At 75.9% G+C, this 21,697-nt stretch carries 14 protein-coding genes; 4 read left to right on the forward strand and 10 right to left on the reverse strand.

Features of this window, described 5'->3' with window-relative positions; translation table 11 throughout:
* Window positions 1-50: 50 nt before the first annotated feature.
* Entirely contained in the window at window positions 51-644 is a 594-nt protein-coding gene (locus J2X49_RS00430; protein ID WP_310121174.1) for a ribonuclease H, read from the forward strand.
* Between the two features lie 9 nt (window positions 645-653).
* On the opposite strand, the gene J2X49_RS00435 is transcribed toward J2X49_RS00430, so the two are convergent.
* Window positions 654-1,982: an RIP metalloprotease gene (locus J2X49_RS00435; protein WP_128190360.1), complete on the reverse strand. Its 1,329-nt coding sequence runs from the start codon at window positions 1,980-1,982 to the stop codon at window positions 654-656.
* 46 nt (window positions 1,983-2,028) lie between these two features.
* Here J2X49_RS00435 and J2X49_RS00440 point away from each other — a divergent pair, with 46 nt between their 5' ends.
* Window positions 2,029-2,625, forward strand: coding sequence for a DHH family phosphoesterase (locus J2X49_RS00440; protein WP_128190361.1), 597 nt, complete (start codon window positions 2,029-2,031; stop codon window positions 2,623-2,625).
* Window positions 2,626-2,637: 12 nt separating this feature from the next.
* Here J2X49_RS00440 and dxr read toward each other — a convergent pair whose 3' ends face one another.
* Window positions 2,638-3,744, reverse strand: coding sequence for a 1-deoxy-D-xylulose-5-phosphate reductoisomerase (gene dxr, locus J2X49_RS00445; RefSeq protein WP_310121177.1), 1,107 nt, complete (start codon window positions 3,742-3,744; stop codon window positions 2,638-2,640).
* On the reverse strand, window positions 3,744-4,256 hold the full coding sequence (locus J2X49_RS00450) for an OsmC family protein (RefSeq protein WP_128190363.1): 513 nt from the start codon (window positions 4,254-4,256) through the stop codon (window positions 3,744-3,746). Before J2X49_RS00450 ends, dxr begins: the two co-directional genes overlap by 1 nt.
* Window positions 4,257-4,296: 40 nt before the next feature.
* On the opposite strand from J2X49_RS00450, the gene J2X49_RS00455 reads away from it, so the two are divergent.
* Together J2X49_RS00455 and ald are read left to right on the forward strand one after the other, a co-directional pair.
* Window positions 4,297-5,628: an aminotransferase class III-fold pyridoxal phosphate-dependent enzyme gene (locus J2X49_RS00455; protein WP_128190364.1), complete on the forward strand. Its 1,332-nt coding sequence runs from the start codon at window positions 4,297-4,299 to the stop codon at window positions 5,626-5,628.
* Window positions 5,628-6,740 carry an alanine dehydrogenase gene (gene ald, locus J2X49_RS00460; RefSeq protein WP_310121179.1) on the forward strand — a complete coding sequence of 371 codons (1,113 nt, stop codon included), beginning with the start codon at window positions 5,628-5,630 and terminating at the stop codon, window positions 6,738-6,740. Before J2X49_RS00455 ends, ald begins: the two co-directional genes overlap by 1 nt.
* On the opposite strand, the gene J2X49_RS00465 is transcribed toward ald, so the two are convergent.
* The 7 genes from J2X49_RS00465 to J2X49_RS00495 form a co-directional block, all read right to left on the reverse strand.
* A complete protein-coding gene (locus tag J2X49_RS00465) occupies window positions 6,707-9,388 on the reverse strand; it encodes an FtsK/SpoIIIE domain-containing protein (RefSeq protein WP_310121181.1) in 2,682 nt (893 codons plus the stop codon). The genes ald and J2X49_RS00465 overlap by 34 nt on opposite strands.
* Window positions 9,389-9,451: 63 nt before the next feature.
* Window positions 9,452-11,602, reverse strand: coding sequence for a transglutaminase domain-containing protein (locus J2X49_RS00470; protein ID WP_310121182.1), 2,151 nt, complete (start codon window positions 11,600-11,602; stop codon window positions 9,452-9,454).
* Complete coding sequence (locus tag J2X49_RS00475; RefSeq protein WP_310121184.1) at window positions 11,599-12,780, reverse strand: DUF58 domain-containing protein; 1,182 nt, start codon at window positions 12,778-12,780, stop codon at window positions 11,599-11,601. Before J2X49_RS00475 ends, J2X49_RS00470 begins: the two co-directional genes overlap by 4 nt.
* A gap of 1 nt (window position 12,781) precedes the next feature.
* Window positions 12,782-13,765 (reverse strand): AAA family ATPase, encoded by a 984-nt coding sequence (locus tag J2X49_RS00480; RefSeq protein WP_396130672.1) that lies wholly within the window; start codon window positions 13,763-13,765, stop codon window positions 12,782-12,784.
* On the reverse strand, window positions 13,753-19,479 hold the full coding sequence (locus J2X49_RS00485; protein ID WP_310121188.1) for an Ig-like domain-containing protein: 5,727 nt from the start codon (window positions 19,477-19,479) through the stop codon (window positions 13,753-13,755). The genes J2X49_RS00480 and J2X49_RS00485 overlap by 13 nt, the downstream gene beginning before the upstream one ends.
* The gene (locus tag J2X49_RS00490; protein ID WP_310121190.1) at window positions 19,476-20,837 is read right to left on the reverse strand and encodes a serine/threonine-protein kinase; all 1,362 of its coding nucleotides are present in this window, start codon (window positions 20,835-20,837) and stop codon (window positions 19,476-19,478) included. The genes J2X49_RS00485 and J2X49_RS00490 overlap by 4 nt, the downstream gene beginning before the upstream one ends.
* Complete coding sequence (locus J2X49_RS00495; protein WP_240671383.1) at window positions 20,837-21,679, reverse strand: PP2C family serine/threonine-protein phosphatase; 843 nt, start codon at window positions 21,677-21,679, stop codon at window positions 20,837-20,839. Before J2X49_RS00495 ends, J2X49_RS00490 begins: the two co-directional genes overlap by 1 nt.
* Window positions 21,680-21,697 lie beyond the last annotated feature (18 nt).

Raw genomic sequence — 21,697 nt, forward strand, 5'->3', positions numbered from 1 at the left:
TACGCTCCGCTCCTGTCAGGACCGCCGCGATCGGCTGGCACACTCGATGGGTGATCACCGCAGCAGCAGACGGCTCCTCCCTCGGCAACCCCGGCCCCACCGGATGGGGCTGGTACGTCGACGAGGCGCGCTGGGCCGCGGGCGGGCAGCCGCAGGGCACGAACAACATCGGCGAGCTGGCCGCGGTCGTCGACCTGCTGCGCCAGAGCGCGGGCGTCGACGAGCTGCTCATCCTCTGCGACAGCCAGTACGTCATCAACTCGGTGACGAAGTGGATGGCGGGCTGGAAGCGCAAGGGCTGGCGGAAGGCCGACGGCAAGCCGGTGATGAACCGCGAGCTGCTCGAGGAGCTCGACCGGCTGATGGCTGCGCGGAAGGCCGAGGGCGGCGTGGTGCGCTTCGAGTGGGTGCGCGGCCACGCGGGCCACCCGCTCAACGAGGCGGCCGACCGGCTCGCGAACGGCGCGGCCGCCGCGTATCAGCGCGGCCTCGTGCCGGATGCGGGGCCCGGGTTCGGCGGCGTGACGCGCGCCGTGCCGTCGGCGGCGCCGGCCGCATCCGCGCCTCCCGCGGCGCCCGCCCCCGACCTCTTCGACGGCCTCGACCTGCTCGGCGACGAGTCAGCGCGCCGGCGCAACGGCTGAGCCGCAGCCCTACCCGCCGAAGAGGCTGATGGGCTTCACGATGTCGGCGTAGATGAGCAGCGCGCTCATCACGCCGAGCACGCCCGTGACGACGAGCGTCACCGGCACCCACTTCGCGGTGTCGAGCGGCTGCGCCACGGTGCCGCGCACCTTCGCCCATCCGCGCCGCACCGCGTCGATGATCGCGCCCAGGATGTGCCCGCCGTCGAGCGGCATGAGCGGGATGAGGTTGAAGACGAACAGCGCCACGTTGAGGCTCGCGAGCAGCTGCAGCATCGCGCTCATGCGCTCGAGCACCGGCACCTGGTCGAGCGCCGCGATCTCGCCCGCCATGCGGCCGACGCCGACGACCGACATGGGCCCGTTCGGGTCGCGCTCCCCCGGCCCGAAGGCCGCCTCGGCCACGTCGACGAGCCGCTGGGGCAGGTTGAGGATCAGCTCGCCCACGCGCACGACGTTGTCGCCCACCGCCGGCAGCACCGCGCCGAGCGGCTGCTGCTCGACGACGTACTGCGGGCCGACGCCCACGAAGCCGACCGTCTCGGTCACGGGCTCCCCGTCGACCTCGACCTGCTCGCCGCGGTCGTCGAAGACGTAGCGCTCTGTCGCGAGCGGCGTCACCTGGAGCGTCCGCTCGGCGCCGTCGCGCTCGACGACGAACGCCGTCTCGCGGCCCGCGAGCTCGCGGATCGCGGTCTGCACGTCCTCCCACCCGGCGACCGGCTCGCCGCCGATGCTGACGATCGTGTCGCCCGGGAGCATGCCCGCCTCGGCTGCGGGCGCGAGCGGATCGGCAGCCTCGCACTCCTGCCGCTCCTCCGATGCCGGGATCACGCACTCCGAGACGGTCGAGACGGTCGTCGACGGCACCGCGATGCCGAAGCCGCTCAGCACGACGCCGTAGAGCACGATCGCGAGCAGCAGGTTCATGAGCGGCCCGCCGAGCATGATCACGATGCGCTTCCAGGTGGCGAGGCGCCAGAACGCCCTGCCCTCCTCGCCCTCGTGGATGGAGTCGGCGCTCGTGGCCCGCGCATCCTGCACGAGCGTGTCGAAGAAGCCCGTCGACGCATCCCTCGACTCCCCGCCGGCCTTGAGCGGCGGGAACATGCCCGACATCGAGATGTAGCCGCCGAGCGGGATGGCCTTCACGCCGTACTCGGTCTCGCCGCGGCGGAAGGAGACCAGGGTCGGGCCGAAGCCGATCATCCACTGGCCGACGCGCACGCCGAAGGCCTTCGCGGGCCACAGGTGGCCCAGCTCGTGCAGGCCGATCGAGACGGCGAGGCCGACCACGACGACGAGCACGCCCAGGATGTAGAGGAGGACGGCTTCCATCGCCGCTCAGGCTAGCCCCATAGCCGATGTGCCTACGCTGACGCGCATGGCAGCTGGCCCTGCACGCGTCGCCGAGCGCGTCCCCCGGTCGTCCTCCGACGGCCGCGGCATCGTGCTGGGCGCGATCGGGCTGCTGCTCGTGGTGCTCCTCGCGTGGATCGTCGCGCGCCCCGCGCCCGACCCCGCGCAGCAGAGCGCGACCGTCGAGGGCAGGCTGCCGGCCGCGGTCGCCGGGTGGAGCGGCCAGCAGCTCGCGAACGCCGCGATCGTCATGCAGGCCGGGCGCGACCTGGGGATGTCGGAGCGCGACGTGCGCGTCGCGGTCATGACCGCGATGGGCGAGTCGAGCCTGCGCGTCATCGACCGAGGCGACCGGGCCGGGCCCGACTCGCGCGGCCTCTTCCAGCAGCGGGACCCGTGGGGGCCGTACGAGGTGCGCATGGATGCGTACGGCTCGGCCGTGCTCTTCTACCGGGCGCTCGCCGAGCTCGAGGGGCGCGACGCGCTCCCGCCGACGCGCGTCGCGCACGCGGTGCAGATCAACCGCGACCCCGACCACTACGCCCGCTGGTGGGACGACGCGGGCGCCGTCGTCGAGGCGATCGACGCCTCCGACGCCGTGGTGGTCGTCGACCCCGCCTAGCGGCCGAGCGGCCTAGCGGCCGACGCCGCAGATCTCGTCGGCCGTGCGGCGCGCCCAGCGCTCGGCATGCAGCACGCCCTCGAGCGTCAGCCCGCCCGGCTCGTGCTGCTCGAGCACGCGCTCGATCGCGGGGATGATGTCGAGGAAGCCGATCTCGCCCAGGTGGAAGGCGCGCACCGCCTGCTCGTTGGCGGCGTTGAAGACCGCCGGGTAGGTCGAGCCCGAGCGGCCGACGCTCTTCGCGAGCGCCACCGCCGGGAACGCCGCCTCGTCGAGCGGCTCGAAGGTCCAGGCGGATGCGCGGGTCCAGTCGAGCGGCGCCCCGACGCCGGCGACGCGGTGCGGCCAGTCGAGGCCGAGCGAGATCGGCAGGCGCATGTCGGGCGGCGACGCCTGCGCGATCGTCGAGCCGTCGACGAACTCGACCATCGAGTGCACGATCGACTGCGGGTGCACGGTCACGTCGATGCGGTCGAGCGGGATGTCGAACAGCAGGTGCGCCTCGATCACCTCGAGCCCCTTGTTCACGAGCGTCGCCGAGTTGGTCGTGACCATCGGGCCCATGTCCCACGTCGGGTGGGCCAGCGCATCCGCCGGGTTCACGGCCGCCATGCGCTCGCGGCTCCAGCCCCGGAACGGGCCGCCCGACGCGGTGAGCACGAGCCGGCGCACCTCGCCGTGGTCGCCGGCGCGCAGGCACTGCGCGATCGCGGAGTGCTCGGAGTCGACCGGCACGATCTGCCCGGGCGCCGCGCGCGACATCACGAGGTCGCCGCCGGCGATGAGCGACTCCTTGTTGGCGAGCGCGAGCGTGCGGCCGGCGTCGAGGGCGGCGAGGGTCGGGGCGAGGCCGACGGAGCCGGTGATGCCGTTGACGACGACGTCGCACTCGACCGACTCGATCATCGTCACGGCCGCGTCGGCGCCGAGCGCCGCCTCGCCGCCGAACTCGGCCTGCTGTGCCTCGAGACCCGCGCGGTCGCTGCCCGCGACGAGCCCGACGACCTCGAACCGGCGCGGGTTCGCGCGGACGACGTCGAGCGTCTGCGTGCCGATCGAGCCGGTCGACCCGAGCAGCAGGATGCGGCGGCGCTCGCCGCTCGGCGCGCGCTCGGCCATCAGAGCTCCCCGCCCGTCGCGGCGCCGTGCCGGGCGACGACCTCGCCGTCGACGACGATGGTCGGCTCGTGGAGCACGGGGAAGGCGACGGATGCGGCGATGAAGCAGTCGCGGCCGGCCTGCAGGTGCGCGTCGAGCGCGTCCGCCGCCCGGGCCGCATCCGCGATGGTCACCACCGGGTGCAGCACCGCGCGCGTGAAGCGGCCCCCGGTGCCGGCGGTCTCCATCTCGCCCGTCGCCGCGTCGCGGTAGGCGGTGACGACGATGCCGCGGCTCGCCGCCTGGTGGAGGTAGCTGAGCATGTGGCACTGCGCGAGCGCCGCGAGCAGCAGCTGCTCGGGGTTGTGCCGGCCGCGGTCGCCGCGGAAGGTCGGGTCGGCGGAGCCGAGGATGTCGGGCAGGCCCTCGACCCGCACCACGTGGTCGCGGGTGTAGGAGCGGTAGGTGCTGGTGCCCTCGGCACCGGCACCGGTCCACTCGACATCGACGGCGTAGGCGTGGCGCATCGGCATGGCCCCAGCGTAGGCCGCACGGCGGCGTAGGATCGGGCACATGACCGACACCGCCGTTTCCGCGCCGTCCCGCTCCGTCGTCACCGAGATCCCCGGCCCGAACAGCCGCGCGCTCCTCGAGCGCAAGGCCGCCGCCGTGCCCCAGGGCGTCCCGCACCAGCTCCCCGTGTTCATCGCGGAGGCGCACGACGCCATCATCACCGACGTCGACGGCAACCGCTTCATCGACCTCGGCTGCGGCATCGGCGTCACGACCGTCGGCCACACGAACGACGCGGTCGTCGCGGCCGTGCGCGAGCAGGTCGGCAAGCTCACGCACTCGCTGTTCGGCACGACCCCCTACGAGCCGTACGTGCGCGTCGCCGAGTACCTCGCCGCCCACACCCCCGGCGACCACGACAAGAAGTCGTTCTTCGTCAACTCCGGCTCCGAGGCCGTCGAGAACGGCGTGAAGATCGCCCGCAAGTTCACCGGCCGCCGCGCGGTCGCCGTCGTCGAGCACGGCTACCACGGCCGCACGAACCTGACGATGACGATGAACTTCAAGCCCGCGCCCTACGCCACCGGCATGGGCCCGCTCGCCTCCGACATCTTCCACGCGCCGGGCTCCTACCCGCTCCACGACGGCCTCGACGGCGCCGAGGCGGCCGAGCGCACGCAGTACTACCTCGAGAAGCACGTGGGCGTGAGCGACCTCGCCTGCCTCGTGATCGAGCCCATCCAGGGCGAGGGCGGCTTCATCGTGCCCGCCGACGGCTACCTGCCCGCGATGCAGGAGTGGTGCACGGCCAACGGCGTCGTCATGATCGCCGACGAGGTGCAGTCCGGCATCTGCCGCACGGGCGCGACGTTCGCCTCCGAGCACTTCGGCTGGGTGCCCGACATGGTGCTCTCGGCGAAGGGCATCGCCGGCGGCATGCCGCTCGCGGGCGTCACCGGCCGCGCCGAGATCATGGACTCCGTGCACACCGGCGGCATCGGGGGCACCTTCGGCGGCAACCCCGTCTCGTGCGCCGCCGCCGTCGCGGTCTTCGAGCAGATCGAGGCGAACGACCTGAACGGCGAGGCGCAGCGCATCGAGCGCGTGCTGCGGCCCCTGCTCGACGAGCTGGCCGAGCGCCACCCCGAGATCATCGAGGTGCGCGGCCGCGGCGCGATGCTCGCGGTCGAGCTCATCGACCCCGAGTCGGGCGCGCCGATCCCCGCCGCGCCGATCTCGCAGGCGGCGGGCCTCGACGGCGTGCTCGTGCTCACCGCGGGCACGGACTACAACGTGCTGCGGTTCCTGCCGAGCCTCGCGATCACCGACGACCAGCTGCGCGAGGCCGTCGAGGTGATCGACCGCGCGATGGCGTCGTCGAAGACGGCCTGATGCTCGTCGGCGTCCCGCGCGAGATCAAGACCGACGAGGCGCGGGTCGCGCTCACCGCGACCGGCGCCACGGAGCTCGTGGCGCACGGCCACGAGGTGCTGGTCGAGACGGGCGCGGGCGCCGGCAGCGGCATCCCCGACGAGGCCTACGAGGCTGCCGGCGCGCGGATCGTCGCGACGGCCGAGGAGGCGTGGTCGGCCGAGCTGGTGCTCAAGGTCAAGGAGCCGGTCGAGCACGAGCTGGGCCTGCTGCGCGACGACCTGACGCTGTTCGCCTACCTGCACCTGGCCGCGGCGCCGGAGCTCGCGCAGGCGCTGCTCGAGCGCGGCACGACCGCGATCGCCTACGAGACGGTGCGGGCGCCGGACGGGTCGCTGCCGATGCTCGCGCCCATGAGCGAGGTCGCCGGCCGCCTGTCGGTGACGCAGGGCGCCTCGCTGCTGACGGCGCCCGCCGGCGGCGCCGGGCTGCTGCTCGGCGGCGTGCCGGGCACGCGCGCCGGCCACACCGTCGTGCTCGGAGGCGGCGTCGCGGGCACGGCGGCGGTCGAGATGGCCGTCGGCCTCGGCTCGCGCGTGACGGTGCTCGACGTGTCGCTGCCGCGGCTGCGGCAGTTCGACGCCCTCTACGGCGGACGCGTGCAGACGCTGCACTCCAACCGCGTCACGGTCGACCAGGCGGTCGCCGACGCCGACCTCGTGATCGGCTCGGTGCTCATCCCCGGCGCGCGGGCGCCGAAGCTCGTCTCCACCGAGCTCGTCGCGCGCATGCGCCCGGGCTCCGTGCTCGTCGACATCGCGATCGACCAGGGCGGCTGCTTCGCCGACTCCCGCCCCACGACGCACCGGCAGCCGAGCTTCCGCGTGCACGGGACGGTCTTCGCGTGCGTCGCGAACCTGCCCGGCGCGGTGCCGCGCACGTCGACCGAGGCGCTCACGAACGCCACGCTGCACGCCACCGTGCGGATCGCCGACCTCGGCTGGCGCGAGGCGCTGCGAGCGGATGCGGGCCTGGCGGCGGGACTGAACACGGCCGGTGGCCGCGTCGCTCACGAGGGCGTCGCCTCGGCGCTCGGCGCTCAGGCCGCACCGGTCGCCTCGCTGCTGGCGTAGCGGAGCCGCTCGAAGCGACCGCCCTCGAGCACCCAGGCGGGCGCCGTGCGCATCGGCGGCGGCGCGGGCGCGTGCCGCAGCACCTGCCGCAGCTGGCGCTCGTCGACGCCGAGGACGACCACGGGGCGCTCGGCGCGCAGCCGGTCGAGCTCGCCCCAGGCCGCCTCCCACTCCCCGACCGTGCCGAGCACGACGTCGGCCGACGCATCCGCCCCCGGCCTCGCCGCCGCCCGGGCGAGCGCCGCCGGCACGTCGGCGCCCGCCCCCAGCACCACCGCCACGCGCTCGGAGCGCAGCGGCACCGACCGCGGCCGACGGCGCGGCACCGGCGCCTCGGGCAGCGCGAGCTGCACGCGCTCGTCGTGCAGCCAGCCGGCGCCGGGCGGCAGCGAGGCGTCGTGCAGCTGGCCGGTGCCGCCGGCGACGATGTGCTCCTGCCTGCTCGCGATGCGCAGCAGGATGCGCACCTCGGCGAGCGGCGCGACCTGCGCCATCGCGCTCGAGACGCGGCGGGCGGTGAGCGCGACGGGCACTCCCTCGCGCATGCGCCGCTGCAGCAGCTGCACGACGACCGCCTGCTGCTCCTCCCCGAGCCGCGCGAGCTGCAGGTCGAGGTCGTCGACGACGAGCGGGCCGGGCTCGTGGAGCGCGTCCCACAGCGCATCCTCGCGGTCGACGACGGCGGTGCCGAGCTGCGCCGCGACGAGCTCGGCGAGGGTGGAGCGGCCGCTCGCGGCGCCGCCGACGGCGAGCAGCGGCCCGTCGAGCGCCGGCCGCCAGCGCACGGGTGCGACGCGCTGCTCGGCCGGCCGGTCGACGAGCCCGAGCCGCACCGCGTCGCTCGCACCTGCGCTCGCCCCGGCTGCGGCATCCACGTCGGCGAGCGGCAGCCGCGCCGGCAGCGGCTCGCACCACGGCCTCGCGGGGCGGGGCATGCGCGCCGACGCGGCGACGAGCCGCTCGAGGTGGGCGGGGCTCGCGAGCGCCGCCTGCGCCGCCCGGGTCTCGCCGCCCGCGACGCGCACGACGCAGCGTCCGCGCGCATCGAGCGGGATCGCGGCCGGCTCGGCGCTGCCGGTGACGGCGACGGCGTCGTGCTCGTCGGTGACCCGCAGCGAGATGCGGATGCCGCAGTTGGCGAGCAGCGCGTCGCGCACCGCCTCGGCCGGCCGCTGCGTGCAGAGCACGAGGTGCACGCCGAGCGAGCGTCCGCGGGCGGCGAGGTCGACGAACAGCCGGTGCAGGTCGGGCAGCTCCTGCAGCATCGCCGCGAACTCGTCGACGACGATCACGAGGCGCGGCACGCCGACCGCCTCGTCGATCGAGCGCGCCCCCTGCCCCGCGAGGAGGCGCTCCCGCCGGCGCAGCTCCGCGCGGAGGCTCTCGATCGCGCGACGCGCCCCGCCCTCGTCGAGGTCGGTCATGACGCCGACGCAGTGCGCGAGGCCCTCGAGCGGTGCGAAGGAGGCCCCGCCCTTGAAGTCGACGAGCAGGAACGAGACCTCCTCGGTCGAGCGCCCCGCGGCCATCGCGGCGACCCAGGCGATGAGCAGCTCGCTCTTGCCGGAGCCCGTCGTGCCGCCGACCACCGCGTGCGGGCCGTCGCGCACGAGGTCGAGCTCGATGGGAGCCTCGGCGGCGAGGAACGCGGCCGCGAGCCCGCCCGCGGCGATCGGGAGCGCCTCGAGCTCGACGTGCGACGGCAGCCCGCCGGAGCGCCTGAGGCCCGCGTGCTCGGCGGCGTCCGCGAGCGTCCCGACCGCCTGCGCCGCCTCGAGCGCCGTGATGGCGGCCGGCGCGCATGAGCGCTCCCCCGTGCGCGCCACGTCGAGCGCGGCGCGCACGACCGTGCGGCACTCGCGCGGCAGGAGCGAGGCGTCCGGCGCGACGGCGATCGTCACCTCCACGCCGTCGCCCACGATGCGCACCGCGGTGCCGGGCTCGCGGTGCAGCCGGTGCGGGACGCCGTCGAGCCAGTCCCACGCGGCGTCGTCGGGCGCGATCACCTCCGCGGCGTCCGGCGGCACCGCATCGAGCGCCTGCACGAGCGCCGATCGCGCGAGCGCGGTCGCGATCGGCAGCGGGCCGACGAACCCGAGACCGTCGCGCGCGTCGGCGACGACAGGTCCGTCGACGACCGCGGCCGCCGACCGCAGCCGCGCCGCCTGCTCGGCCGCGCCGAGGCGCCGCACCGCGGGGTCGGCGGCGGGCACGGCGCCGTCGACGACGATGCCGCTCGGCAGCGGTCCCGTGCCGAGCACGACGGGCACCGGCGCATCCGCCGAGCGACGCCAGCGGTGGGGGTCGTGCGGCGGCCTCGCCGCGACCGCGCGCGGGCCGGGGCTCGCAGCACGGAGCTCGCGCCGCCGCTCGTCGAGCGCCGCGTCGACGCGGGCCTCGGCGTCGGCGATCTCGGCGCGCCACCTCGCCGCCTCCCGGCGCTGGCGCCGGCGGCGCACCCTCCGGCCGTCGCCGAGCGAGGCGAGCGCGATCACGGGGCCGAGCAGCGCGAACACCAGCACCGTGGGCGTCTGCAGCAGCAGCCACATCGCCCCGGCGCCGAGCACCGGCGCGAGGCTCGCGAGCACCGGGAACGAGGCGGGCTCGGGGTCGACGGGCGGCCTCGGCAGGTCGATGCGGGTCTCCATGGCGGCAGGATGCGCCGCGGCGACCCCGGCACGCACGGCGCGCGCCCGCACCTGTGGAGAGCGCTACCGGCGCACGAGCGAGGCGGGGTTCAGCCGGGCGAGCAGCGGCCGCAGCCGCCTGCCGCCCTCGTCGCGCGCGGCGAGCACCGCGGCGCTCAGCGACCAGGCCGCGTCGATCTCGGGCTCGGTCGGCGGCTGCGCGGCGAACACGGCGCGGTCGACCCGGTGCGCGAGCTCGCGCATGCGGGGATCCGCCCCCGCCTGCTCGACGCGCGTGCCCTCGGCCTCGGCGAGCTCTCCGCGGTCGCGCAGCCCGTCGACGACCTCGGCCCACGCGCCCACCGCGCGGTCGCGCGGCTCGTCGGCGCGCCGTCGCCGACGTCGGCGCACGATCTTCGCGACGATGAGTCCGACCGGCAGCGCGGCGATGAGCGCGAGCATGCCGAGCACCGCCGCGATCGCGGCGAGCGTCTCGAGCAGGCGCGACAGGCCCGCACCGGTGTCCTCCGGCGCGCTCGGCGCGGCCGGGTCCGCGCCTTGCTCCTGCCCGCCCGGCGCCGGGGCGGGCGCCTGCTGCGCGGGCGGCTCCTCCACCACCGCGGGCGCGCCCTGCTCCTGCTCCGGGATCGGTCGCTCCTCGGGCACGACGTCGACGCCCACCCAGCCGGCCTCCGTGCGCACCTCGATCCACGCATCCGCGTCCGACCCGACGGCCGTCGTCGGCTGGCCGGGCACGATCTCGGGCGTGAAGCCGAGCACGACGCGCGAGTCGAAGCCGAGCTGGCGCGCCAGCAGCATCGCGGCGGTCGCGTACTGCTCGGCGTCGCCGATCATCGTCTCGTCGAAGAGCCGGTCGAGCCGCTCGAGCGAGTGCCCGGGGCGCGAGGGCGCCTCCTCCTCGAGCACGCCGTGGCTCACGTAGCCGTCGGCCCGCAGGCCCTCGACCATCGCCTGGAGGCGCGCGCCCGGCGCGGCGGCGTCGCCCGTCCACGCCGCGAGCGCGGCGAGCATGTCGTCGGGCAGCGCCGGCACGCCCTGCACCGGGTCGGCGGGCTCGAGCGCCGCGAGCGCCTCGGCGCCGACGACCGCCGGGCCCGGCTGCACGAGCAGCTGGTAGCCGTCACCCGACCGGATGCCGGGCTCGACCAGCAGCGCGTCGAGCGCCTCGTCGCGGTGCAGGCCGGCGGCGAGCACGTCGGAGCGCTCGCCGACGAAGCGGATCGCCGACGGCGTGCCCACGACGGGCAGCCACTGGCTCGCGAGCTGCCCGACCGTGACGCCGACCAGCCGGCCCTCGCCCTCCTCGGCGCTCGCGACGCGCTCGAACTCGGCGCGCGCGACGCCCAGCACCTCGCCGTCGTAGCGGTCGAGCACGGCGAGGCGGATGCGGTCGCCGGCCTCGAGCCCGGTGGCGGTGAGCTGTCCGGCGTCGCGGGCCTCGGCCTCCCAGAAGCCGCGGTAGGCGGCCATCGGCGACGCGCCGTCGAGCGTCACCGACGTGGGGCTGTCGCCGCGCAGCACGATGCGCTCCGGCAGGTCGGCGAGCGCCCCGGCCGCGCCTGCCGCCCCGGCTGCGAGCAGCGCGACGACGGTGCCCGCGCCGACGCGGCGCGCGAGGGAGGACAGCGCCCGGGGCGCCCGGCTGCGCCGACGCGCCTGGCGGACGACCGTGACGTACGCGATGAGCGGCGCGACCGTCACGAGCGCCGAGAGCCAGGGCAGCGGCAGGTCGCGGGGCCCCCAGAGGATGCTCCACGTCGCGATCATCGAGGGCACGAGCACCGCCACCTCGGCGCGCGGCGAGCGCAGCGCGATCGCGACGCCGATGATCGCGCCGAAGAGCACGAGGATCACCGGCGCCATGAGCAGCGCGTCGTCGGTGCCGACGGGCAGCCCGATGGTCAGCAGCCGTCGCCAGGAGAGCACGACGGCCGCCCCCGCGTCGAGCAGCGCCGGCGCCCACTCGCCGCGCGCGATGCGCTGCGGGGCGGTGAGCGGCACGGCGAGCAGCGCGAGCGCCCCGAGCCCGGTGAGCAGCATCGACAGCGAGCTCCAGCGGCGCACGGCGCCGAGCCAGGCGATGGCGGTGCCGACGAGCAGCGCGACCGAGAGCGCCACGACGAGCTGCAGGGTGCCGAAGATCCACCACATCGGCAGGCACGCGGCGACCATGGCGAGCAGCAGCAGCCCGACGCTCGGGGCGCGCGCGATCATCGGGTGCCGCCCGCCGAGCCCATGCCGCGCGAGAGGTCCTCGATCGCGCCGACCGTGACCACGTCGGCGTCGCCGAGCCGCGAGCGCGACGGCAGCGCGCCGACCGCGGCCCGCACGACGACCGAGACGACGCCCGCGGGCATGCCGTTCGCCGCGGTGCGGAGCGTGCGCGGCGGCACGGTGGAGCCGGTGATGAGCCACGCGACGCTGCCGGCCGCGGCGCCGCGCGAGGCGCGCGCCGCCTGGGCGATGCCGTGGCCGCTGCGCGGCTCGAGCACCGCGAGCGCGTCGAGCAGGCGCTCGCGGGTGGCCGAGTCGACCGGCTGCGCCGCTCCGCGCTCGGTGCGCGGGCTCTCGACGACCCGGAGCGCGCGCCGGTCGGCCATCGCCGCGAGGCCGAGCGTGCCCACGAGCGACAGCGCGAGCTCGAAGTCGTCGCCGTCGTACTCGGCGGGGTCGGTGGAGAGCACGATCAGGGTGTCGGCGCGGCGCGACGGCTCGAACTGCCGCACGAGCAGCGCCCCGTGGCGGGCGCTCGAGCGCCAGTGCACGAGCCGTCGGTCGTCGCCCGGCGCGTACTCGCGCAGGCTGTGGAAGGAGACGTCGTCGGCGGTGCGCTCCGCGGCCGCCTCGCCGTCGAGGTCGCGCACGATGCCGCCCGCGCCGCCCGGCAGCCGCACGACGCGCGGGTGCACGACGAGCGTGCGCGTCTCGGTCAGCCGGTGCCGGCGCTCGAGCACGCCGAAGGGGTCGGTGCGCATGATCGTCGCCGGGCCGATGGAGCGCAGCCCGCGCCTGCTCGTGTCGAGCGGCACGCTGCGCAGCACCCGGCCGCCGACCTCGAGCGGCGGGATCTCGAGCACCGCCTCCTCGTCGCCGATGTCGAGGTCGACCTGCCGCGGCGTCGCCGCGCGGGTCGGGCGGGACACCTCGACGAGCGCGAGCGCCTCGGTGCCGACCGGCACGCGCTCGGCGCTCAGCCCGATGCGGGCGCGCGCCCAGCGCTCGCCGACGATCCACGGGATGGCGCCGAGCACGAGCACCGCGGCCGCGACGGCGGCGACGAGCGCCTCCGTCCAGCCGAGCGAGCGCGCGAGCACGACGCCCATCGCGACGGTCGCCAGCAGCGCCCACCCCCACGGGGTGATCGCTCGCGTGGCGGCGTCGAGCCAGCGCACGTCAGCGCCTGGGCGGCGCCACCGTGAGCATGAGCTGCTGCACGATGCTCTCGGGCCGGACGTCGTCGAACTCGGCCTCGGGCTGCAGCACGAGCCGGTGCGCGAGCGCCGGCACGGTGAGCGCCTTCACGTCGTCCGGCGTCACGTAGTCGCGGCCGTGGATGGCCGCCCATGCCCGCGACGTGCGGACGAGCGCGAGCGCGCCGCGCACGGAGACCCCGAGCCGCACCTCGTCGGCCTCGCGCGTCGCCTCGACGAGCCGCGCGACGTAGTCGACGATCGACGCCTCGACGTGGACCTGCCGGATCCTGGCCGCCATCTCCTGCACGGCCCGCGCATCCGCCACCGCCACGATCTCGTCGGGCGACTGCTCGTCGCCCGAGTCGGCGAGGATGCGCAGCGTCGACGCGTGGTCGGGGTAGCCGATCGACGCCTTGAGCGCGAAGCGGTCGAGCTGCGCCTCGGGCAGCTGGTAGGTGCCCGCGTGCTCGATGGGGTTCTGCGTCGCGATCACCATGAACGGCTGCGGCACCGGGTGCGTGATGCCGTCGACGGTGACCCGGCCCTCCTGCATCACCTCGAGCAGCGCCGACTGCGTCTTCGGGCTCGCGCGGTTGATCTCGTCGGCGAGCACCACGTTCGCGAACACCGGGCCCGGGCGGTACTCGAAGTCGCGCGTGCCCTGGTTCCAGATGCTGACGCCGGTGATGTCGCCCGGCAGCAGGTCGGGGGTGAACTGGATGCGGCTCGCGGTGCCGTGGATGGACGCCGCGAGCGCGCGGGCGAGCGACGTCTTGCCCGTGCCCGGGTTGTCCTCGATGAGCAGGTGGCCGTGGCTGAGCATGGCGGTGAGCGCGAGCTGCACCACGTGCGGCTTGCCCACCAGCACCCGCTCGACGCGCTCGACGACGTGCTCCGCCAGCTCCTGGATGCTCGCGACGTCGACGCTCACGGCAGGCTCCTCACTCTTGATCACAGCCCGCATCCCGCCACGGTCGGCACGGGGTCCCTGTGGGGCCCGGACTCCAGATAGGTTACGACGCCCGTGGCCCGCACCCGCGTCGCCCCGGCGGGCACGCGCTGGCTCGCGGGCTGCTCCGCCGTCCACGCGCCGTCGACGAGGTACGAGGCGACGACGCTGCCGCGCGCCGACAGGGTCGCATTCTGGGGCGCCGTCGCCTCGAGCGGCACGAGCGGCCGGCAGGCGGTGACGATCGCGCTCAGGCTCAGCGGCATGGCGCTGCCGACGGTCGTGGGCGCCGAGCACACCGAGCCGGAGCCGGCGCCCGACGGCGCGCACGCGCGCAGCTCGACGCTCGCGTCGCGGCCGTAGACGAACGAGGTGGTGGTGGGCGTGAGCCACGCGCCCTGCGCGACCTGGCGCCAGCCGGGCTCGGTGGCCTGCGGCGACTGGCGCACGCGCGCCTCGATCCACTGCCCCTCCGGCACCGCGGGCGCGCGGGTGAGCTGCAGGTCGCGCGCGTCGTCGCGCACCTGCGCGTCACCCGAGGCGACCTCGACCTGGGAGGCGTCGATGGGCGCGGGCGTGCCGAAGACGGGATCGGAGACCGACACCGAGCAGTGCCAGCCGTTGTCGGCGGTGACCGCGACGACGACCCGCGAGCCCTGGGCGACCGAGAGCGTGGCGCTCAGCTGCGCGCTGCCGGCGGGCGTGCCGGTGCCGGTGCTCGCGCAGTCGAGCGAGGCGGCGTCGGCGACCGGCACGATCCGCGCGGTGTAGCCGACCGCCGCCGCGCCGCCGGCGTCGACCGCCGACCAGCGCACCGTGACCGAGCCGCCGGAGCGGCCGGTGATGAGCACGGGTGCCGTGCCGGGCTCCCCCACCGCCGTGATGGGCACCGGCGCGGCGGGCCAGCGCCACGCTGCGTCGGGCACGCCCGCGTCGTTCGTCGCGGCCACCTCGACCGCGTACGCGCGGCCGGGCGTGAGGTCGGGCACCGTCACGGTGCGCTCGGCCGCGCCGACGCGGATGACCTGGTCGATGCCGCTGCCCGTGATGCGCACGAGGTAGGCCTCGACGGGTGTGCCGCCCTGCGGCTGCGCGACGCCCTGCCACTGCACGCGCACGGCGCCGGGCTGCGCGGCCGGGGTCGCCGTGATGCGCGGCACGGCGCCGGGCAGCCGGTCGGCGTGCACGGGCTCGGAGGGGGCGGATGCCTCGCTCGCGCCGAGCGCGTTGGTCGCGATCGCGCGCAGCCGCACGTCGCGGCCGAGCGGCAGGCCGTCGATGCGGCAGCGCGGCTCCGCGCCGCACGCGACGTCGACGCCGTCGCCGACGATCCGGTACCCGGTGATCGGGCTGCCGTTCGCGGCGGGCGGCTCGATGGTCATGAAGACCACGCCGTCGACGTGCTCGTCGAACGCCTGCACGGGCGGCGCCGGCGCATCCGGCACGTCCTGCACGGTCACGGTGATCGGGCTCCACACGCCGCGGCGGGGGTCGCCGGTGGCGTCGAGCACGAGCACCTGCACGATCGTCGCGCCGATCGAGGCTCCCGCGCCGACCGAGATCGTCACCGTGCCGTCGTCGAGGCTTGCCTCGACGCCGCGCTCGGCGGCACCTGCGGTGCGGAGGTCGCCGAGCCGCAACGGCGTGCCCGGGAACGGGTTCGACGACTCGTCGTTGGCGAGCGGCGCCACCTGCGCGCTCGAGCCGCGCTGCACCGTCACCTCGTCGGGCAGCGGCGCCACCCGCGGGGCGGTCGACGAGATGACCGAGAGCACGATGCCGCCCGGCACCCCCTCCCCGGCGCCGTCGCTCACGCCGAGCTGCAGCTCGGCGGTGGTGCCGGCCGGCGTGGTCTCGAGCGCGCGCACCGTCAGCTCGGCGCCCGACACCGACGTCTCGAAGCCGGCCGGCACGTCGCCGAGCAACTCCCAGGCGGCGCCGTCGAGGCGCCCCGGGTCGGGCGCGCGGGTGATGCGTGTCAGGTCGATGACGCGCTCGGTGCCGGGCTCGAGCTGCACGTACGCCCCCTGCACCGTGAGCGGCACGTCGTCGCCCGCGAGCACCTCGATCGGCAGCACGATCGTGCCGACCCGCCCGTCCGGATCGGTCGGGCTGTCGCCGTCGGTGACCTCGAAGGTGATGCTCGCCGGCCCGTAGTAGCCCGGCGGGGGCACGAAGCGCAGCGTGCGCTCGTCGATCACCGGGTTCGAGCCGTCCGTCGGCGACGCGCGCACGGCGCTCGCGTCGGTGAGCACCGCGCCGTCGCCGTCGACGGTGTCGACCACGTCGTCGATCGCGATCTCGAGCGTCTCGCCGGAGCGCACCGACAGCGGCGCCACCCCGGGCCGCAGCTGCGGCAGGGCGTCGAGCCTGCCGGGCACCGCGATGACGCCGGTCGCGACGGCAGAGGGGTCGTCGGTGCGCACGACCGTGAACGGCACGAAGCGCGTGCGCTCGCCGACGGGGATCTCGACGGTGCCGTCCTCGCGCAGCTCGACGCCGGCGGCCACCATCGGCAGGGTCGCCTCGAGCACGTCGGTGCGCCCGTCGCGCACGCTCGCGTACGCGAGCGGGTCGATGCGCACGGCGTCGGCGTCGGCGATCGACTGGATGGCCACCTGCACGTCCTCGACGTCGGGCGGCGGCGGCGGCGCGGCCGGGTCGACCTCCACGCGCAGCCAGCTCGCCGCGGACGTGCCGGCGGAGTTCTCGACGGTGACGACGATGCCGATGTCGGCGCTGTCGGGGCCGGCTGCGACGTGCACGGCGCCGTCGCGCACCTCGGCGGAGGCGCCCGGCGAGGCAGTGTCGACCCCGACGATCTCGAGCGGCAGCCCGGCCGGGTCGCGGTCGTTCTCGAGCACCGGCACGACGAGCGTCGAGTCGGGGCGCATGACGGCCTCGTCGGCGCCGAGCACGGGCGGCAGCGCGGGCGACGGCTCGACCACGGCGACGCGCACGACCCCCTCGCCCACCGCGCCGAGGTCGTCGACGACGCGGTAGCGGAACTCGTCGGTCCCCGCCGAGTAGTCGCCCGCCTGGTAGCGCAGCGTCGACCGGCCGGCCTGCGTCACGAACCCGAGCGCGGGCGCCGTCGAGGGCCCGAGCAGCTGCACCGGGTCGCCGTTCGGGTCGGCGTTCGAGATCGGCAGCTCGAGGTCGACGCTCGCGCCCGCGACGACGCGCGCCTCGACGGTCGGGGCCTCCGGCGCGGCGTTCGTCGTGCGCGCCGCAGCCGCGACCCGCAGGGCGATGTCGGCCGTGGCCGTCTGCCCGTCGGGCCCGCGCACCGCGTAGGTGGCCGTGAACGTGCCGGGCTCCTCGCCGGCGACGTAGCGCATCCGGTCGCCGTCGACGAAGAGGAGGCCCGCCTCCGGCGTCGCCACCACCTGCGGCTCGAGCGCGATCGCGAGGCCGTCCGGATGCTCGTCGTTCAGGAGCACGGGGATCTCGACGAGGCCGCCCGGCCGCACCGAGACCGCGTCGTCGCGCGCGATGGGCGCCTGCACCGAGGCGCCGCCCGCGGCGGAGATGCGCAGCTCGCCGGCGGAGCTCTGGATGCCGTTGGTGACGGTGTACCGCACCGTCGCCTCGCCCTCGAGCTCGTCGGCGAGGCCGAGGCGCAGCCGCTCGCCGTCGATGACCTCCGCCCGCACCGCATCGGAGCCGCTCGAGGCGAGCGAGAGGGCGACCACGCCGCCCGAGGGGTCGAACGCGAGGTCGTCGACGTCGAGCTCGACGGAGCCGATCGAGGGCAGCGCGGCGCGCGAGGGCATCGTCACGGGCGGCGACGAGGCGTCGGCACCCTCGAGCACCCGCACCGCCACGAGCCCGTCCTGCGTGGCCGTGCCGTCGGAGACGACGTAGGTGAAGCGCAGCAGGCCCGGCTCCGTGGGCGTGACCGCGATGGTGCCCTCGGTGAGGCTCGGCTCCACGGGCAGGCCGGTCGCGACCACGTTGTGCAGGCTCAGCTCGCCCGAGCCGCCCTGCGCGGCGAGCAGCGGCTCGAGCACGAGCTGCTGGCCGACGCGCGTGACGGCCGTCACGGGCTGCGCGCTGATCGGCACGGCGCCGGCGTGCACGGTGAGCGCGATGGGCGCGGTCGCGGTGGTGCGCCCGTCGGTGACGGTCACCTGCACCTCGCGCTGCGCGCCCGCGCCGCCGTCGCGGAACTCGAGCCTCCCGTCGGCGCGCACGCTCACGCGGTCGGGCGCCGCAGCCGTCGCCTCGACGACCGCGAGCTGGTCGCCGTCGGGGTCGAGCCAGCCGTCGAGGGCGTCGAGCACGACCGTGCCGCCGGCCTCGAGCGTCGCCTGCGCCGGGCGCACGAGCTCAGGCGGCTCGTTGCCCGAGCGGATGCTGACGGTCGCGACGGCCTCGTCGCCGGCGGTGCCGTCGGAGACCCGGTAGGCGATCTGCACGCCCCCCTCCTCCGGCGCCTCGAGGCGGATGCCGCGGCCGTCGGGCGTGATCGAGGCGGGGATCACGTCGGGCGTCGCGGTGACGTCGGTGATCACGATCGGGTCGCCGTTCGCGTCGCTGTCGTTGAGCAGCACCGGCAGCACCGTGACGGCGCCGGGGCGGGCGCCGAGCTCGTCGTCCTCGGCGACCGGGGGCGCCGGGGCGGCCTCGACCGTCTCCTCGACCATCTCGCCCTCGGTCGGCTGCTCGGGGGTCGGCTCGTCGCTCTCGACCTGCCACCCCTCGATGCGCTCGCCGTCGCGGTCGATCGCCCACGCGTCGCCGCTCGCAGGGTCGACGAGCGCCGTCGCGCTGCCGCGCTGCACGATGCGGAGGTCGGCCTCGGCGCCGACGCCCTCGAGGCCGAGCACCACCGGCTCCTGGCCGTCGCAGGCGCGCCAGGCCGTGCCGTCCCGCCACGCCGAGAACACGCATCCGTCGGACACCACCGGCCGCGCCGCTCGGCCGCTCGCCCCGGAGGCGAGCACCTCGGAGGACTGCACGCCGAGCACCTGCTGCACGAGCGTGCCGTCGGCGGCGTACAGCACCTCCGGCGCCGCAGGCCCCGGCTGCTGCAGCCGCACCCCGCTCGCGTCGACCGACGTCTGCCACGTGCTCGTCGAGAGCACGCCGGAGCCGGCGTCGTAGAGCACCCAGTCGTCGCCGAGCGCCGTGAGCTGCAGGTCGGGCGCCGAGGGCGACACGGGCGCGCGCTCGGTCGCGACGACCTCGCCCGCGCTGTCGATGCGCAGCACCCGGCCGAGCCCCGGCGAGGCGGCGAGCACGCTGCGCTCGCCGAGCACGGCGACGCCGCCGCGGCCGAGCGCCACGACCTCCTCCTCGAGCCGCGCGCCCTCGGCGACCGCGCCGACCGTCGTGCGCCACACGTCGCCGGTGGAGGGCGAGGTGATGAGGATGCGGTCGTCGCGCACGTGCACGTCGGCGCCCGAGGCGATCGGCACGGCCGCGCCCGCGCGGGTGGCGCCGTCGCGGACGACCCGGATGGTCGAGGCGTCGCGGTCGACGATGACGGTGCCGCTCGCCGCCTGGTGGGCCTCGTCGACGCCGCCGACGTCGACCACGCGCTCGATGGTCGCGTTCGCGGTGTTCGCGAGGCCGATCGCGCCGGCCTCGCCGTCGGCGATCCACACGCTCGAGCCGTCGAGCTGCGGCTCCACGGCGGCGTAGCCGGGGCTGAGCACCGCTCCGGCGACGACGCCGGCGACGAGGAGCGTGCCGAGCGCGGCGCCCGCGGTGCCGCGCTTCACGGCAGCGGCTCCCCGCAGGCCTCGGTCGCCTCGCCGGTCGCGCCGTCGCGGTTGACCGCGACCTCGATGCACAGCTCCTCGCCGGGCTCGCCGGTGAGGGTGAACTCGCGCCCGCCCTGGATGAGGGCGTCGCCCGTGGACGTGCGCACGTGGTACGTGTCGGTGTCGACGAGGCCCGGGTCCTCCCAGCTGAACGACACCCGGCCCGAGTCGGGCGCGACGGCGATCTCGGCGACGAGCGGGATCTGCGACGACACGCTCGACAGCGCGATCGCGGCGATCGCGACGATGCCGAGCACCACCGCGCTCGCGACGGCGATGCCGAGGCCGATCGCGAAGCGCTTGGGCTTCTGCGGCTCGCGCCGACCCGTCGACTGCGAGATGTCGACCCGGCTGCCCGTGATGCCCGCCGACCGACGGGAGCGGCGCTGGCGCAGCCGCAGCGCATCCGAGTCCTCGTCGATGCCCGCGTCCGCCGCGGGCGCCTCGGCTGCCCACGCGTCGATCTCGACCTCGATCGGCGTCTCCTCGAAGCCGAGCTCGCGCTGCACGGCCTGCAGGTCGACGAGCATGTCCTCGACGCGCGCGTAGCGGTCGGAGGGCTTGGCGGCGAGGCCCTTGTCGAGCACGCGCCGCAGCGGCGCCGGGATGGCGCGCGACGGCAGCAGGTCGTGGGCCAGGATCCGCTCGGTGAGCGCCGCGTGGTCGTTGGCGCGCCCCGGGTGCTCGGCGGGGCTGCGGCCGGCGATGAGCGAGAAGATCGTGGCGGCGAGCGACCAGACCTCGGTCGCGACGGTGCCGCCCGTCTCGCCGCGGAGCACCTCGGGCGCCGCCCACGGCACCGAGACGCCGGCGGCCTCGGTCGCATCGTGCTGGAGGCCGGCGATGCCGAAGTCGCTGAGCACCGGGTGCCCGAAGGCCGTGCTGAGGATGTTGGCGGGCTTGATGTCGCGGTGCAGCACGCCCGCGCGGTGGGCGGTCTCGACGGCCGCGCCGATGCGGATCGCGACGCGCAGCGCCGCCTCGGGCTGGAGCGGCTCGGAGCGGAACCGCTCGCCGAGCTCGGGGTTCGCGAGCTCCATCACGAGGTAGGGGCGGCCGTCGCTCGCGACGGATGCGCTGTGGACGGTGAGGATGCCGGGGTGCGCCGAGAGGCGGCCCATGAGGTTGACCTCGCTGCGGAACGAGCGGCGGACGTCCTCGTCGACGAGCTCGGCGAGCAGCACCTTGACGGCGACGGGCCGGCGCGGGAGCGCCTGCTCGTAGAGGAAGACATCGGCGTACCCGCCCGTGCCGAGCACGTGGAGGTGCGAGAAGCCGGGCAGGACCGGCGGCGCGGAGGGGAGCCGCCTCGCCATCAGGCCCGCCGCGTCTCCTCGTCGCGCAGCGTCGTCCGCGGCACGGTGCGGTCGACGTCGTCGACCGAGGGCGCCTTCGTGACGTCGACGACGATGACCGAGACGTTGTCGCGGCCTCCGCTGTCGAGCGCGGCGCTGACGAGCGCGTTCGCGGCTGCCGCCGGCTCCGCGTGCTCCCAGAGCAGGCGCTCGATCTCGATGTCGGGCACCTCCTTCGTGAGGCCGTCGGAGCAGACGAGCAGGCGCAGCTGCGGCATGATCGGCAGCAGGAAGTAGTCGGGCACCGGGTCGATGCCGGCGCCGACGCCGCGCGTGACGACGTTCGCCTCGGGGTGCGTCTCGGCCTCCTCCTCGGTGAGGAGCCCGGCGTCGATGAGCTCCTGCACGACGGAGTGGTCGATGGTGATGCGCGTCAGCCGCTCGCCGAGCATCGCGTACGTGCGCGAGTCGCCGACGTTGAAGACGGCGAAGTGCGGCGCGCCCTCGTGCATCGCGAAGGCGCAGCCGGTGACGGTGGTGCCCGCGGCGCCCTCGCCCTCGCCGAGCTTCTCGATCTCGTCGGTCGCGCGGCGGAGCGCCTCGACGACGTCGATCGGCTCGACGCTCTCGAGCGTCGAGAGCGTGCCGAGCTGCTCGACGACGGCCCGGCTCGCGAGGTCGCCGTGCGAGTGGCCGCCCATGCCGTCGGCCACCGCGAACACGGGCGGCTGCGTCACGAGCGAGTCCTCGTTGTGCTGGCGGCGGAAGCCGGTGTCGGTCATCCCCGCCCAGCGCACGGCGAACTGCCGGGCCTCCGGCCCCTGGGTGGCGTGCTCGCCGGTCGCAGCTCCGATGTGGGTCACGTCCTCCAGTCTCCCATG

This window comes from Agrococcus sp. BE272 (assembly GCF_031457935.1).
Taxonomy (GTDB): domain Bacteria; phylum Actinomycetota; class Actinomycetes; order Actinomycetales; family Microbacteriaceae; genus Agrococcus; species Agrococcus sediminis.